Raw genomic sequence first — 16,886 nt, forward strand, 5'->3', positions numbered from 1 at the left:
TAAGATTACTCTGATTTATATAATAATCAAATGAATTTTATGAAGAAATTTTCATATTTGATAAAAGCTGTTTATTTATATTTGATAGGTGATTAAGTGTATGCTATTATAATTTTATCAATATAAAGGAAGTGGTTTTTTGTATAAAACAAAACAGATTAATGTGAGCTTTACAGAAATATCTGATTGTTTCTTCCCGCATTCTTGGCTTGAGAATTTATCTGAAGAAAAATATTATAAAATAAACAATTTAAAAAACGATCAGGAAAGATGCCTAAGTATAACTGCTCATCGCCTTTTATGTTATATTCTTAAATCTAAATATTCCTTTTTGCCTTCTGTGGAAGATTGGGCATATAGCTGGCATGGAAAGCCATATTTGAAAACCAATCCTGATATTCATTTTAATATAAGCCATTCAGGAAATATAGCTATGTGTGCAGTGCATAATATGCCTGTAGGTATTGATATAGAAAAGAAACAATCTATAGATCAGGGCACAGAACTGTGTTTTATGTCCGAACAGGAACTTGAAGTATACAAAGCTTCTTTGGATAAAGTGGATACATTTTATAAAATATGGACTCTTAAAGAAGCTTATGTGAAATACTGTGGTAGAGGAATTGGCTCTGACATTGATAAACTCACGATATATCCTAAAGATGGAACCATTTTCTCCAATGTTTTGGAGTGTAATTTTGATCTGATTGATATAAATGCAGCAGAATATCAGGCCGCTATATGTGCTTCGACTGTGAACTACTTGGTTGAGAAGATTGAAGCGCAAAGTCTTATCAGTTTCTGAGTGATATTTAATCAAATATTAAGCATATAATAGAATACATTCAATCGACGTCAATTTACCAAAGTGATATAATTTAGAGCGATGTGACACATTGCTAGTTTTCGACGTGAACTGTGCATAATGGTTCATGAAGAATTTTGATTGTGATAGCAAATAAAGCTAGCATATTTTTTATTTTATTGCACTACTAGAAGTACTGATTCACTTATCAGTGTATCATTAACAGGTTTTAATGAAGGTAGGAGAAAGCAAGCAAAATGTTCAACGCACAATATAATTTGACTCACCCGCAAAAAAGAATATGGTACTCAGAAAAATTGCATCCAGGTACAGGCATGTGGAATAATGCAGGAACATTAAAAATCAAGGGTAAGGTGGACTATTCTTTGTTAGAGAAAGCATTTTGTCTATTTGTTAGGCAAAATGATGCTGTGCGTATGAGAATAGGCGATGAAGATGGAGTTCCTTATCAGTATGTCAAAAGATATGAACCTTTTTCGGCAGACTTTTTTGATTTTTCGGAAAGAGGAATTGAAAAATTATATGAGTGGGATAGTATTCAGACACAAACTCCCATGCCTCTTATTGATAGTGATCTTTTTTATTTTGCACTTTTTAGACTTAGTGATGAAGAAGGTGGATTCTATTTAAAATTCCATCACATTATATCTGATGGAATATCTTTTGTTGAATTTACAAATCAGATAATTGAATCTTATACGTGTCTTCTCAGTGGTGCAGATCCTGAACCAAAAAAACGGAGTTCCTATATTGATTATATACAGGAGGAGCAAGATTATTTAAAATCAGAACGGTTTTTAATTGATAAAAAATTCTGGTCTGATTTATTTGAGAATTTACCTGAACCGACAGTTATCAAGCAAAGAAAAACTCATTATTTAAGTAAAAAGGCCAAACGCAAAACTTTTGTGGTAAGCGAATCTATATCGGCGCAGATTCGTAATTTTTGTTCTTCTAATAAGCTTTCTGTATTTTCAGTTTTTTTGTCTGCTCTTTCAATATATGTAAATCGTATAACAAATAAGAAAGACATTATTATAGGAACACCTGTTGCAAATAGAACTTCTAGAAAAACAAGAAATGCAATAGGGATGTTTGTTAGCACTGTACCTGTAAGAATAAAAGTAAAAGATGATCTTACGTTTTCAGAATTTGCAAGATCAATATCTCGTGACTGGTTTTCTATACTTAAGCATCAAAAATACCCATATGATTTAATGCTGCAGGATTTGCGTGAATCACACAAAGACCTTAGTTCATTGTATGATGTAACACTTTCTTGTCAGATTGGTACTTTTAATAAAGATCAATCCGATTTTTCATATGCTGGCCGTTGGCATTTCAGTGGTTATCAGGCAGATTCGCTAAATATTCATATTAATGACAGGGAAGATGAGGGTAGATTTATTGTTGATTACGATTATCATACTCCTCTATTTTACGGCAAAGAAATAGAATATATTCATCAACATCTTATAAATATTATTTGCGATATGATGAATCATTCAGGCAAAAAACTTTATGAGCTGACTCTTATGTCTGAAGAAGAAAAAAAGAGAATACTTACCGGCTTTAATAATAACAGCTGCCTGTTTCCCGAAAATAAATCACTGGTTGATATTTGGAATATGCGGATAAAAAATGCTCTTCCAGATGATATAGCTGTTATTAATCAAGGCCAGTATATGACATACAAAGAAATCGATGAATTATCATCAAAACTGGCATTAAAATTAAACAAAAATGGTGTTTGCTCAGGTAGTATTGTGGGACTGCTTGCAGAACGGAACTTTGATTATTGCATATATATTCTTGCCATTTTAAAAGCAGGCGGAGCCTTTATGCCCATAGATTCTGGCCTGCCGCAAGACCGTATTACTTATATGATTCAAGATAGCAGGGCAAAATTTTTGCTTGCTTCACCACACTTGTTAGGCAAATGTCCTCAAATATCTGATATTAATGTGATTGAGGGAATTTATTCTGACATATCTACAGAGGAACATAATCATTTTGAATTTTCTGAAAGTTCTGAAAATTCGAATGGTCTTGCTTATATTATATATACATCAGGATCTACTGGTCAGCCTAAAGGTGTTCAGATTGAGCAAAAATCTATAGTGCAGTTGGTATATTCTCTAAATAAGATTTGTAACCTTCCCACAAAGTCACGTGTTCTTTGTGCTGCTTCTATATCATTTGATTTGAGCATAATGGAACTTATCATTTCACTTTTTGCTGGAAATACTGCTGTACTTGCTCCTGATCACGAGGCAAATATACCAAAGAATCTAGTTAGTCTCATAAAAACAACAAAGGTTAATGCAATGATTGTCACTCCGGGGCGTATGGAGTTATTACTTTCAGATTCTCAAGGCGCTCAATGCCTTGCAAATTTTGATATGATCGGACTTGGTGGAGATGTACTTTCAGAAAAATTACTCGCAAAAGTGCAAAATTTTTCAAAGGCTCAAATATTCAATTTCTACGGACCCACAGAAATCACTATCTGCTGTACTTGTGCAGACGTGACCCATGCCAAAGTTCCCAATATTGGAAAACCCATGCATAATGTCAATGCCTATATTTTGGATTCGCATTTGAATCCTGTCCCTATAGGAATACCTGGAGAGCTTTTTATTGGAGGTGTTGGAGTTTCAAAAGGGTATATTGGCAAACCTGAACTTAATAAAGAACGGTTTTTAGATAATCCATTTATTCCGGGGGGGAAAATCTATCGTACGGGAGATTTGGCAAGATGGTATCCGCTGGGAGAAATTGAATTTTTAGGCAGAATAGATAATCAGGTGAAAATTCGTGGATATAGAATAGAACTGGGAGAAATTGAAAATCGGCTTGCCCAAATAGAAGGGATTACAACATGTATTGTAATTGATAGAGAAGATGCTGTTGGTCGCAAATTTCTTTGTGCCTATATTTGTGGTAATCCTCCAACCAAAACGCAGATTCGTGCGCAATTGGTAAAAGATTTACCAATATATATGATTCCTTCATATTTTATAAACATCAGTACTTTACCATTTAATGCAAGTGGAAAAGTAGATCGGAATCTTTTGCCTGATCCTATAAATAATGACAATTATCATAAAGAAGATTTCGTGCCTGCACAAACAATTACAGAAAAAGAACTTGCGAGTATTTGGTCGAATGTTTTAGGACTGGAAGATATTGGCCGCAATGATAGTTTCTTTGAAATAGGAGGAGATTCCTTAAGTGTTGTCAAAGTTATGGCTAAGGTTCAGCAGAAATTTCAAGTTGATCTTTTGCTGGAAGATATTTACAGATCACCAGGACTTAAAGAATTTGCAGCTTTGATTGATACTGCAGAACAAAAAGAATACAAACCTATATTGCCTGCACCTTTGTCAGATAGCTATCCAGTTTCATCTGCGCAAAAGAGAATGTGGATTATGTCAGTAAGACAGAATTCACAGACTGCATATAATATGCCAATTGTTCTGCAGCTTAGTGAAAAACCTGACTATAACCGTTTGAAAAGAGCGTTTGAATTGCTGGTTGACAGGCACGACTCCCTTAGAACTTCTTTTTCTCTTATTAATGATGAGCTTCGACAAGTTATTCAGGATAAAGCTTCTTTTGTTATAGAAAGAATAGAGTGCAATTCAAGACAATTAAAAAGTAAAATAAAAGAATTTATAAGACCTTTTGATCTGGAAAAAGCACCGTTACTTCGTTCCGCGCAAATTGAAACTGCAGATGATCAATATTTTTTGTTGATTGATATGCACCATATTATTAGCGACAGACAAACTACAGAGATACTGATGGCAGATCTTGCAGATTTTTATGGTGGCAAAGACCTTTATCCTAAACGACTCGAATATAAAGACTTTGTTTTTTGGCATCAATCATTTATGCAGTCACCAAGTATGAAACTAAGAAAAGATTTCTGGAAAAATTCTTTGTCTGGCGAATTACCTTTGCTAAATTTGCGTACAGACAGGTCACGGTCTGCAGTACAGCGTTTTGATGGTTCAAGACTGAGCTTTAATATTGACGGACAAAAAACTGATAAACTTAGAGCGTTTGCTGCTAAACATGATGGTACGTTATTCATGTCTATGCTGGCAGTTTATTGCGTGCTGTTATCTAAATACACAGGGCAGGAAGATATAATAGTGGGAACGCCTGTATCTGGTCGCCAAAGAGAAGAAATTCAACAAATAGCAGGTGTATTTATAAATATGATTCCTCTACGAAACTATCCTAGAGGAGAAATGAGATTTGTTGACTTCTTTGAGGAATTATCCCAAAACACAATTTCAGCACTTGCGAATTCTGATTATCCATTTGAAAATATTATTTCTGATTTAAATATACAACGTGATGCAGCAAGAAACCCTCTTTTTGATACCATGTTGGTTCAGACAAAAGGTGATCTGAAACTAACCCTTGGAGAAATAAAAGCTAGACATTTCCCTTTTGATCATGGAGTTTCTAAGCTTGACTTAACTCTTGAAGTTTACGAGTCTATAGCAGGAGAAGGTTGCCATTTTGAGTTTGAGTATAATAAAAATTTATTTAAGAAATCTACCATAGAGCGTATGGCGAAACATTTTTGCAGGCTAGTTGAAATACTTGCTGAGGAGCCGGATATTCGAATTTGTGATGTAACAATGTTATCACAACAGGAGCTTTGGCAAGTAACTCAAGGATTTAATCAAACAAATCTGCCACTTGAAGATAAGTCTATACAATCTCTTCTTGAAGAGCAGGCAGAAAAACAAGGGGAGAAAACTGCTCTGATAGTTAATGAAAAAAAATATACTTTTTCTCAATTAAATCAAAGAGCAAATATTATAGCGGAAACGCTTAGAAAACAAGGTGTAGGAAGAAATAGAATAGTTGCTTTGGCAATGAAACGTTCGTTTGATTTGATGGCTGCAATCTTTGGCGTTCTTAAAGCTGGAGGCGGGTATTTGCCTTTAGATATAACTTATCCTCAAGACCGAATAACCTTTATGCTTGCAGATTGTGATGCTCAAATTTTGCTTGTGGACGAAAGTTTTCAAATTGATTTTAATGGAATAAAAATAAATGTTAATGAGATTACTGAGCAGAAAAATTGCGGAAATCCTGAACGCATTGATAAAGGTGAAGATGTTGCATATGTTGTCTATACTTCAGGTTCTACAGGATTGCCTAAAGGGTGTATGATACCTAGAGTTGCTTTATATAACCTTTATGAAAGTTCAAAAACAACAATTGATTATGACAGTGAACAAACGAGCGTTTCTGTTACTTCAGTGTCCTTTGATATTTTTATTATAGATGCTCTCTTTCCATTATTATTTGGATGTAAATTAATATTATGTGATGAAGAAGAGCTTAGGCAACCACGATTGCTTGCTGATTTAATAGACAGGCATGACATTAAATTTATTCAAACTACACCTACTCGTATGCGCATTTTCATGGATGATAAAAATTTCCGCAAATCAGCAGGTAAGCATATTCAAAAAATTGTTTTGGGTGGTGAAGAATTTCCTTTATCTCTGCTCAAAATTCTTAAAAAATATACTAAGGCGAAAATAATTAGTGGATACGGTCCTTCTGAAACGACTGTTTACTGTACATTTAAGGATCTATCCAATACATCGCATATTACTATTGGGCAGCCTATTGCAAACACAAGGATGTATATATTGGATAAATATAAAAGACCTGTGTCAATAGGTGTTCTTGGTGAAGCTTTTATTAGTGGAGCTTGTGTAGCTACAGGGTATATAAATAGAGATGATCTAAATAGTAATAAATTTACTCCTGATCCATTCTGGCCAGGACATGTAATGTATCAATCTGGAGATATTTGTGCATTTATGGAAAATGGAGAAATGGAAATTCGTGGAAGAGTGGATCATCAAGTTAAAATAAGAGGTTTGAGAATAGAATTAGGTGAAATTGAAGCTGCTCTAAGAAGTATATCAGGTGTGGATGAAGCTGTAATAAAGGTATGGGGAGAGGGAACAAAAAAATACCTTTGTGCATATTATCAGTGCAACAAGAAAATAGATCAGGATAGTATCAGAAACCACTTAAGAACAAAACTCCCTGCACATATGATTCCATCTTTCCTTGTTGAAATGGAAGAGTTACCAACGACTCTTAATGGCAAAATAAATCGCAAGAATCTCATTGAACCTCAGAATCAAACTACGATAATAAAAAAAGAAGAGACCGCAATGAATAAAACTGAAGCTCGAATGGCAGCAATATGGTCAAAAATTCTTAAAGTTGATCAAGTAGACTCTGAAGATAGTTTCTTTGCGTTAGGCGGAGATTCTCTGGGAGTCATAAAAATTCAAGCGGCAATTGCTCAATATGGCTGGACAATACGGACACAGGATTTTTATGATTATCAGACACTATCAGGAATATGCAATTGTATTAATAAGCAGAACAATAGCAAAATTAAAAAATCCAAAACAACAAAAATTGTATCCGTTCCTAAGGTAAATCATCTTGACAGTATAAAACTAAAAAACATATTTATTACAGGCGCTACAGGTTATTTGGGTGCTCATTTACTGGAGTCTTTGGTAGACATTCCAGGAGTAAAAATATTTTGTCTTGTAAGAGGAGAAAGTAACGAAACATGCGTGAAAAAATTACGGAAAATACTGAATTTCTATTTTGGTATTGAGGTAAGTTCGCATATATTTGGAAGAATTTCTGTAATAAAAGGTGATATAGGATCAAAAAATATGGGTATAGAAGATGATATTTTAGATAGGCTTCAAGATATCGATACGGTTATACACAGTGCAGCTTTGACTGACCATATTGGTCATTCAGCAGATTTTAGACGAGCTAATATTGACGGTACAAGAAATATTGTTGATTTTACTCAGAAAAAGCATGCTTCGCTATTATACATATCTACAGTTAGTGTTTCTGGAACTAGCTTTGTAAATGATCCTTGTAAGACTGGTGTTTTTACGGAAGAATGTTTTTATATAGGGCAGAACTATGAAGATAATGAATATGTAAAAAGCAAGTTTTTAGCAGAAGAAATTGTTTTAGAGAGTATTCAAAAAGGCTTAAATGCAAGAATTTTTCGCGTAGGTGTTTTAACTGGAGCTCTTAATGGTGGTTTTCAGATGAGACCTGATAAAAACGCTTTTGCAAATAGATTAAAATCTATTTGCAAAATAGGCTGTGTGCCTAAGAGTATGCTTTCTTCAATGCTAGAGATGACCCCTGTTGATAGTTGTGTGCAAGCAATACTAAACCTTACAAATCAAAATTCAAGTCAGATTGCATACCATGTATTCAATACAAATATGTTGTCACTTGAAGAAATTGTTACAATGCTTAGACAAAATGGATATACTATAAATATCGTTTCAGATGAAGCATTTCAGCAAACAATTGAGAAAACTAGCAGTCAAGGAGATTACGATATTCTAGCGGGGTTTACGGAGGATCTTTCGTCTTACAGTAGCAATGAAAATATATCGTTAGCAGCGGATATGACAACGAGACTTCTTGCAGGATCTGGCTTCCACTGGCCTGTAATTGATGCCACATATATGCGGAATTTTCTTAAATGTATAAATAATGACAGACCAACGGGGATGTGATATGGGAACAGCTTTTTTTATTACTTGCGTGACAAGTTTGGTTCTATTTGCAATGATGTTTTATATATTAAAGTCTAAGAATAAAGTGGCGATGCACTATACTTTTTTTGCCCTTGTTCTTACTGTGTTTATTTGGGCAGTGTCTGTAATATTTCAGGCTGTTTTTCGTGCAAATGAATATTATTTTATTTTATTTGAAAATATATCCTACTTTGGTTCTGCCCTCGTACCTGTTAGCTTGGTATTTTTTTCTAAGACCTATGCCAGCCCTGAAAGTCCTATATCAAAAAAACAATTTTTGCTTTGTGTAGTTCCGATGATTACTTTGATAATTATATTTACAAATCAGCATCACAGCCTTTTTTTTATAGAATACGGTATAGAGGGAGGGAATTTCGTTTTTGGCTGGTATTTCTATTTTCACGCAGCATACTCGTTTATTTGTTTACTATATGGTTTCGCTTCTCTAAGTTTATCTGCAATAAAGAATTCTGGAATCACATCTATTCAAGCTTTGTTAATTCTGATTGGTGCTGTGATTCCAACATTGATTAATATTCTTTATACCATAGGTTTTCCAGGATTAAATGTTTTTTCAACTCCAATTGCCTTTACTTTTACCTTAGCCATGTATTTGTTTGCTATGTTTCGCTTTAATTTACTGAGGGTTATGCCGATAGCACTACAAACTGTAATCAATCGTATTTCAGATAGCTTTATTGTGGTAGACAATAATTTTAGAATTATTGATTACAATAAAGCTTTTGTTGATAAATTTTCTTTTTCGGCGGATTTGAGAAAAGGAAATAGTTTTAACAATGTGCTTAGAAGCTGGGCATGTGTCGATTTAAGTTCGTCTGATTTGGGCAAACTGACAATTGAGGCTACTGAAACAAATAAAACTATCGTCAAAGACATCGCAATTGATTATAATGGAGATCGTCGATATTTTACCTTGGAAGTAACTCCTATAACACAGCAGAAAAATTGCGCGGCTGTTATACTGTTATTCAAGGACATAACACAACATGTCGTTAACATGAGGAAAATTCAAGAGAATCAAGCTATTTTACTTGAAAGAGAAAGGCTTGCCTCTCTTGGGCAGTTAATAGGAGGTATTGCTCATAATTTAAAAACTCCAATTATGTCTGTTGCGGGGGGAATAGACCAGTTAAAATATTTAGCTGATGAGTACGATTCCTCAATAGAGAATTCACAGGTTGATTTTAACGATCATCACGAAATTGCAGCAGAGATGCAGCAATGGTTAAGCAAAATGAAAAATCACCTTAGTTATATGTCAGATATAATATCAACTGTAAAAGAACAGGCTGCTCAGTTTAATACTACAGGTAAGTCATGGTTTGTTTTAGAAGATATGCTTAAAAGAGTTAAAATATTAATGCAGCATGAATTAATAAAGAATAACTGCATCCTAAAACAAGATATAAAGGTTGATATATACCAAAAAATAGATGGCGATATCAATAGCTTGGTACAAATTCTTGATAATATTATTGTAAATGCTATACATTCGTATAATGGTAAGGGAGGAGAAATTCTTTTAAGCATTACTAATCAAAACAATAACATGTTGATTACAATTTGTGATTTTGGAAAAGGTATTGATGATAAGATTAAGAATAAACTGTTCAAAGAGATGATCACTACCAAGGGCAAGCATGGCACAGGCCTGGGATTGTATATGTCCTACAGCACCATTAAAGGTGTTTTTAGAGGAGATATGTGGTTTGAATCTAGTGAACAGAAAGGAACTAAATTTCACATTAAACTTCCTTTGCCGGAAGGAATGGCTTCAGGAGAATAGTCGCTATGCGAATAAGTAAACTCAACAACCTTTCCCAGGAATATAAAATAATGATTATTGATGATGAACAAGGAATAATCGATAGTATAAAAGCTTTACTTAATAGGAATGGCTATGAGTGTGTTGGTTTTACTAATCCTTTGATAGGCCTTGAAGAATTGATGAATACTCATTATGATTTGCTGATATTAGATTATTTTATGCAACCTATTCATGGGGAAGCTGTAGTTGAACGTATACGTAAAAAAGATACTGAATTATATATATTACTGCTTACAGGATACAAGGATCTGGCTCCACCGATTAGCACGATTAAATCTTTGGATATACAGGCTTATTGTGAAAAAAGTGACAGGTTAGATCAATTACAGCTTTTGGTTGAATCAGGGATAAAATCTATAGCTCAGATGAGAATAATACAAAAATTCCGTGATGGTTTGCAAAGCATACTGGGATCTGTGCCTAAGATTTACCAGCTCCAGCCTATCGGTAGCATATTGGAAGAAATACTCGTACAGCTTTTACCTATGGTTAATAGCAAGGATGCATTTATTCTTGTCGATGATATTCCTGGCATAAGTGATTTGTATGCACAAAACTCTAAGAAAAGTATTTTCAAAGGAATAGGGAAATATAAGGTAGAAATTGAAGAGTTTACCGAGCTTTTAGGACCTGATTTGATGGAAGCTATAGGTTGTGCCCGTACAGAAATGAATGTAGTTCAGTTACCTGATGGTATAATTATTCCTCTAGGGAATTCAACCAATGCTGCTATTGGTATTATATATGTAAATAGCATAGATGCTGATGAAGGAATTAAGCTTTTGGAAATATATGCAAGACAAGCAGCATCTTCTATAAATAATGCTTTTCTACATTCTCTTGTTAATATTAAAAATGAAGAACTAAATAATACCTATGCACAACTTCGGGTTAGATATATGGATACGATTGAAGTTTTGCGTCTTACTGTAGATGCAAAAGATGAGTATACAAGAGGTCATTCTGACAGAGTTTCTTTTTATGCTACAAAAATCGGTGAAAAAATGTCTTTGCCATCGGAAGAAATTGAAAAACTCAGAATTGCCGGCGTTTTTCATGACATTGGCAAAATAGGAACCGCTGACGATATTTTGCTAAAAAAACAATCCCTTGATAAAACTGAGTTTGATCAGGTTAAGCAGCATCCTATTAAAGGAGCTATGATATTATCTGCGGTTTCAATGTTTCAGGATATTGTTCCGATAGTAAGACATCACCATGAATATTATGATGGTAAAGGCTACCCCGATGGTATCAAGGGTGAGGAAATCGAACTTAATGCACGCATTATTTCTGTCGTGGATGCATTTGATGCTATGATGAGTGATAGGCACTACAGAAAACATCTGTCTCTTGACAACACAAAGCAACAACTTATAAATGGTGCAGGCACTCAATTTGATCCTAAAGTTGTTGCTGCACTACTGGAAGCTCTTGAAACAGATCATGAATTTAAGCAAAAAGTAAGTGAGTTCAGTAATATTTGCAAAAATCTAGCTTGAAATCCGGGCAAATTAATTCAGACCTGAGCATTATCTATAGCCTTGCGCATTTCACCAATTAATTTAGTAACTGGTAGAATGCAATTTGAGCCATGTTCAGATATAAGCTTAACTATAGCGCTTCCCACGATGACACCATCAGCTATTTTCGAAACATCAGCTGCCTGCTCAGGTGTTGAAACTCCAAAACCTACTGCGCAAGGGGTTTTGGTCACCTCCCGAACTTGATTGATCATATGTTCTATATCTGATTCTATTTTGCCCCTTATGCCTGTTACTCCAAGTGAGGATACGCAATAAACGAAACCTTCAGCTTCTTGGGCTATCGTAGTAATACGGTTTTCCGATGTGGGGGCAATTAATGATATAAGGTCAATGCTATATTTGCTGCATGTAGAAGACAATTCTTCTTTTTCTTCAAAAGGCATGTCCGGCACAATAATACCATTTATTCCACATTCTGCACATTGCTTTATGAAATTCTCTTTGCCATAGACAAAAACAGGATTTATATATGTCATAAATAAAATAGGTATAGTAGTTTTGGTTCTGACACGTTTAACCATTGCAAATAACTTATCAGTGGTAAACCCTGCAGCTAGAGCCCTTTCATCTGCCTGTTGTATTATCGGGCCTTCTGCAACAGGATCAGAAAAAGGTATTCCTATTTCAATAAGATCAGCACCTGCCTTTGCAATCTCCGGTATTAATTTTTCTGTTGTTTCCAGATCCGGATCTCCGGCTGTAATAAAAGGTATAAATGCTTTTCTTAGTTTAAATGCTTCCTTTATTTTATTCATTTATTTTTCTCCCTCTATATCTTGCTATTGCGGCAACATCTTTGTCTCCTCTACCTGATAAAGTAATTACAATTGTCTGATTTTTGTTCATTTTTGGAGCAATTTTAATTGCGTGAGCAAGAGCATGCGAGCTTTCAATTGCAGGGATTATTCCTTCTGTTCGGGACAAATACTCAAATGCAAAAACTGCCTCGTCATCAGTTATAGCTACATATTCTGCTCTGCCTTTATCATAGAGCTCAGCATGTTCAGGTCCTATACCAGGATAGTCAAGTCCTGCTGAGATAGAGTAAACAGGCGCTATCTGACCATATTTATCCTGGCAAAAATAGGATTTCATTCCGTGAAAAATACCAACAGTACCATTAGTAATGGTAGCGGCATTTTCAGGAGTATCTACTCCATGGCCGGCTGCTTCACAACCTATAAGTCGAACATCTTTATCATTAATAAATTCAAAAAAAGATCCGATAGCGTTACTTCCACCACCAACACAAGCAAGCACTGCATCAGGCAATGTACCAATCTCCTGAATGATTTGTTCTTTTATTTCTTTGCTTATTATTTTTTGAAAATCTCTGACAATGGTAGGGAAAGGGTGTGGACCCATAACCGAACCAAGAACATAATGAGTGTCGTCGATTCTTGAGACCCATTCTCTCATTGTTTCATTAACAGCATCTTTTAGTGTCATTGTTCCGCTGCAAACAGTATGTACTTTTGCTCCTAAAAGTTCCATTCTATATACATTAAGGGCTTGTCTTTCGGTATCTTCTTTTCCCATAAAAATTTCGCACTCAAGCCCCATAAGTGCTGCGGCTGTTGCTGTAGCTACACCGTGTTGACCTGCACCTGTTTCTGCAATAACTCTCTTTTTTTTCATTTTTTTTGCCAATAAGACCTGGCCGAGGACATTGTTTATTTTGTGAGAGCCGGTATGATTTAAATCTTCTCGTTTTAAGTATACTTTCGCTCCACCTAGGTCGTTTGTCATTTTTTCAGCAAAATATAAAAGAGAAGGTCTTCCTGCATATTTTTTCAATAATTCATCAAGTTCATTGATAAAATCAGGATTTGTTTTGTAGAATTCATAAGCTTTTTCCAACTCTATTACTGCTGTCATTAATGTTTCTGGTATATATTGGCCTCCGTATAAACCAAATCTTCCTCTAGACATTTTAATACCTCCGTAAGTGCACTAGCCTTTATAAAAGCAAGTGGTTAGTGCTTAATCAAAAATCTATAACAACAAAAAGACCTTTGCCCTAAAATAGGACAAAGGTCTAAAATTTCCTCTGCGGTACCACCTAAATTGATGCACTAGCATCCACTCTGCTACATACTATCATATGTATTTCCAGGATAACGGGCGGAAACCCCGTTGGGCATTACTCAGTATAAACCTTTCCTCCCACCTTTATGAGTCCATTCCATATAACTTCATATATCGCATTTACACCACCAGCGACTCTCTGTAATATGTAAAGTAATATGTACTCTTCTCAATCAGCAGTTTTAGTATTAAATTTTAAACAAGCTTAGCACATGTGTAAAATAAATTCAAGATACTAAATTTAGAATTTAGCTTTGGCTTTATGTTGATATAGAAAATATTAACGTCGTTTCTAAATTGTATAGTTAGTTTAAACAAAATTGAAAATAGTGATTGAATGAGGTTTGTAGTAATGATAAATTGTATTTGAATGCAATTTATCGAATAATAATTAATAAAATATAAATATTAAGAGGATATCTGAATGAAAAAAGCTGGATTGTCAAGAGCAATAACTCTAAGCTTGTTAGTCGCACTTGTTGTATTGGTTTTTTTCATTAGTAAAAATTTTAAAGCAGAAAATTATAGATTGCCTGCCGGTGAAACATATTCTGTTAATGACGGCTGGACTATTCAATATAGGGATCAGATTATTGAACAGGTTTCATTGCCACAAGATCTTAATCTTGATATAAATGAAGTTTATAAAGCAGAAACAGTTCTGCCCTACCTGCCGGATTCGGCAAATCATCTTTTGCTTAGATCATCTATGCAGAATATAAGAGTTTTCATTGACGATGCAGAAGTTTTTAAGCATGAAGATGTCGACGGTTTACACTCGATATCGCCACCTTTAAGTTTGTGGCTTTTGGTAGAGTTACCCGAAGGATTCCAGGGGAAAACCCTAACTCTTGAAATTTCCAGTCTTACATCATCTTTTTCAGGGGTTATTAACCCTGTGGAAATAGGAGCAAAAGATAAATTGCTTTCAAATATTGTTAGTCGCCAGATGATAGGTATGATTGTTTTTCTTTTGCTTTTTATCATTGGTGGAGTTATAATCGTTGCTTCATTTGCCATAAAGTTTTCGAAAGACAATCGTTTAATTTATCTCGGTTTATTGGCATGGTCATGCGGTTTGTGGATTTTAACAGAAGCACGTTTGCTACAATTTTTTACTGGTAACCGATTTTTATTAGCCGGTATGGGCTATATGATGGTACCTTTGATTACTATTTTCTTTGTGCTTTATATTAAAGAGGCAGTACTGATAGTAAATATAAATAAGCAGATTTTTAGAATAATAGCGGCATTTTGCTATTTGATGCTTATAGCTGCAATCTTACTTCAAATATCTGGAATAAGCTTTTTTATCAATACTTTTAAATATCTTTTATTTGCTGTAATAATCATATCCATTGTCGGTACAAGTATAATGATTAATGAAATGATTAGGCACCATAACGATAATGTCAAAAAAATATTAAAATATTTTGTAATTCTTTTGACCAGTGTTTTGATTGAGGTAATACTTTTCTTTTTTGAACAATTCAGTTTAACATCTTCTTATTTAAGAATAGGTATGCTTATATTTTTTAGTTTTCTCGTACTGGATTCCTATAAATATATAAGAGAATTGTTTAGTATGGAAAGAGAAAAGCAAATTCTTGAAGAATTGGCGTATAAGGATTTGCTTACGGGCGGTGCAAACAGAACTGCTTATGAAAGAGATCTGGAGCTGTTGATGAAAACAAATAAAGAAGTATCTTTCCGCCTTATCTTATTAGACTTAAACAGGTTAAAGCAAATAAATGATTTTTTTGGACATAACTTTGGAGATGAAGCAATAAAAAAAGTTTATGAGGCTGTCAAAATCATTTTTAATAATTATGGCATATGTTATAGAATAGGAGGAGACGAATTTGCGGTGTTGATGTCTGATTCTGAAAAAGAAATTTATATTACTTTGCTTGAGCGACTAAGAAAACAAATTACGCAAATTAATTCTAATCTGGAATACGATCTTGATATAGCTGTAGGTTCAGATGTTTATATTCGTGGCAAATGGGAAGATTATTCCAGATTTTATCAGCATGTCGATAAAAAAATGTACGCTGATAAGGCAAAACGAAAACGTACAGTTATGGTGTAACTTATAATCATAAATTAAAGATAATCTGTATCTAAAACTATGGTAAAAGGGCCGTCGTTGACTAAACTTACTTGCATAGATGCACCGAATTCTCCTGTTTCAACAACAGGTACCTCTTGTTTTGCTAAGGAAACAAAATATTCATACAGCTCATTGCCTTTTGCAGGATCGGCAGATTCTGTAAAACTAGGTCTGTTTCCTCTTTTGCAGTTGGCAAAAAGAGTAAATTGTGAAACAATCAACACACTGCCGTTTACTGAAGATAAATTTAAATTGGTTTTGCCATGATCATCTCTGAAAAGTCTAAGATTGAATATTTTGCGCCACAACTTCTCGGCTTGATCTTTGGAATCATTTATTCCCACTCCCAACAAGATCATGTAGCCATTGTTTATTTTATTTTCATATCTGTCTTCCACAGATACGGATGCTGTCTGTACACGCTGAATAACTGCCCGCATATTTCACCTCTTAGTTTTTTCTTTTGCTGTATGACTCAATATTATAATCTCTATCTGATCATAATACAAAATTCAATATTAGAATAGTTAATATAGTCTTTGATACATGTTTTAATATGCTGAATTATCATATTTGAACAATGTTTGGATAAAGTCCGTATACTTGGTGTAAATTGAGAAATAAAAAAGAGCCACGAGCTCGCTTTCGGTATAATAGGTTTTGCGAAACTAACAACTGAAAGGAATGAGATCATGGCTCAAGTACATCTTACACTGGAAGACGAAATTCTTAAAGACCTTATGCTTGGAAATCGGGAGAACGGGGTGGCGAAATTACTGGAAAAAGTATTTGATGCGGTGCTGCGAGGACAGGCCAG

8 protein-coding genes and 1 other annotated feature are annotated in these 16,886 nt (G+C 34.4%); of the genes, 5 read left to right on the plus strand and 3 right to left on the minus strand.

All coding sequences use genetic code 11. The features are described from left to right. The first annotated feature begins 139 nt into the window (after positions 1-139). From AC0KSB_RS15855 to AC0KSB_RS15870, 4 genes are all read left to right on the plus strand, one after another. Positions 140-805 carry a 4'-phosphopantetheinyl transferase family protein gene (locus tag AC0KSB_RS15855; RefSeq protein ID WP_472310924.1) on the plus strand — a complete coding sequence of 222 codons (666 nt, stop codon included), beginning with the start codon at positions 140-142 and terminating at the stop codon, positions 803-805. A 257-nt stretch (positions 806-1,062) separates the two neighbouring features. After that, on the plus strand, positions 1,063-8,451 hold the full coding sequence (locus tag AC0KSB_RS15860; protein ID WP_472310926.1) for a non-ribosomal peptide synthetase: 7,389 nt from the start codon (positions 1,063-1,065) through the stop codon (positions 8,449-8,451). 1 nt (position 8,452) lies between these two features. After that, complete coding sequence (locus AC0KSB_RS15865; RefSeq protein ID WP_472310928.1) at positions 8,453-10,279, plus strand: histidine kinase N-terminal 7TM domain-containing protein; 1,827 nt, start codon at positions 8,453-8,455, stop codon at positions 10,277-10,279. Positions 10,280-10,284: 5 nt separating this feature from the next. Continuing rightward, complete coding sequence (locus tag AC0KSB_RS15870; RefSeq protein WP_472310930.1) at positions 10,285-11,823, plus strand: HD domain-containing phosphohydrolase; 1,539 nt, start codon at positions 10,285-10,287, stop codon at positions 11,821-11,823. 17 nt (positions 11,824-11,840) lie between these two features. On the opposite strand, the gene trpA is transcribed toward AC0KSB_RS15870, so the two are convergent. After that, positions 11,841-12,623, minus strand: a complete 783-nt coding sequence (trpA, locus tag AC0KSB_RS15875) for a tryptophan synthase subunit alpha (protein WP_472310932.1) — start codon at positions 12,621-12,623, stop codon at positions 11,841-11,843. Beyond that, a complete protein-coding gene (gene trpB, locus AC0KSB_RS15880; protein ID WP_472310934.1) occupies positions 12,616-13,800 on the minus strand; it encodes a tryptophan synthase subunit beta in 1,185 nt (394 codons plus the stop codon). Before trpB ends, trpA begins: the two co-directional genes overlap by 8 nt. A 91-nt stretch (positions 13,801-13,891) precedes the next feature. Beyond that, positions 13,892-14,142: a binding site (T-box leader), on the minus strand. Positions 14,143-14,380: 238 nt separating this feature from the next. Here trpB and AC0KSB_RS15885 point away from each other — a divergent pair. Then, positions 14,381-16,048: a GGDEF domain-containing protein gene (locus AC0KSB_RS15885; protein WP_472310936.1), complete on the plus strand. Its 1,668-nt coding sequence runs from the start codon at positions 14,381-14,383 to the stop codon at positions 16,046-16,048. 14 nt (positions 16,049-16,062) lie between these two features. Here AC0KSB_RS15885 and dtd read toward each other — a convergent pair whose 3' ends face one another. Continuing rightward, a complete protein-coding gene (gene dtd, locus AC0KSB_RS15890) occupies positions 16,063-16,509 on the minus strand; it encodes a D-aminoacyl-tRNA deacylase (protein WP_472310938.1) in 447 nt (148 codons plus the stop codon). Between the last annotated feature and the right edge of the window lie 377 nt (positions 16,510-16,886).

It is taken from the genome of Ercella succinigenes, from assembly GCF_900002895.1.

What these genes read in the sequence shown, in the direction of transcription:
- AC0KSB_RS15860 (WP_472310926.1), top strand. Translation starts at nt 1,063, where the DNA reads ATGTTCAACGCACAATATAATTTGACTCACCCGCAAAAAAGAATATGG.
- AC0KSB_RS15865 (WP_472310928.1), top strand. Translation starts at nt 8,453, where the DNA reads ATGGGAACAGCTTTTTTTATTACTTGCGTGACAAGTTTGGTTCTATTT.
- AC0KSB_RS15870 (WP_472310930.1), top strand. Translation starts at nt 10,285, where the DNA reads ATGCGAATAAGTAAACTCAACAACCTTTCCCAGGAATATAAAATAATG.
- trpA (WP_472310932.1), bottom strand. Translation starts at nt 12,623, where the DNA reads ATGAATAAAATAAAGGAAGCATTTAAACTAAGAAAAGCATTTATACCT.
- trpB (WP_472310934.1), bottom strand. Translation starts at nt 13,800, where the DNA reads ATGTCTAGAGGAAGATTTGGTTTATACGGAGGCCAATATATACCAGAA.
- AC0KSB_RS15885 (WP_472310936.1), top strand. Translation starts at nt 14,381, where the DNA reads ATGAAAAAAGCTGGATTGTCAAGAGCAATAACTCTAAGCTTGTTAGTC.
- dtd (WP_472310938.1), bottom strand. Translation starts at nt 16,509, where the DNA reads ATGCGGGCAGTTATTCAGCGTGTACAGACAGCATCCGTATCTGTGGAA.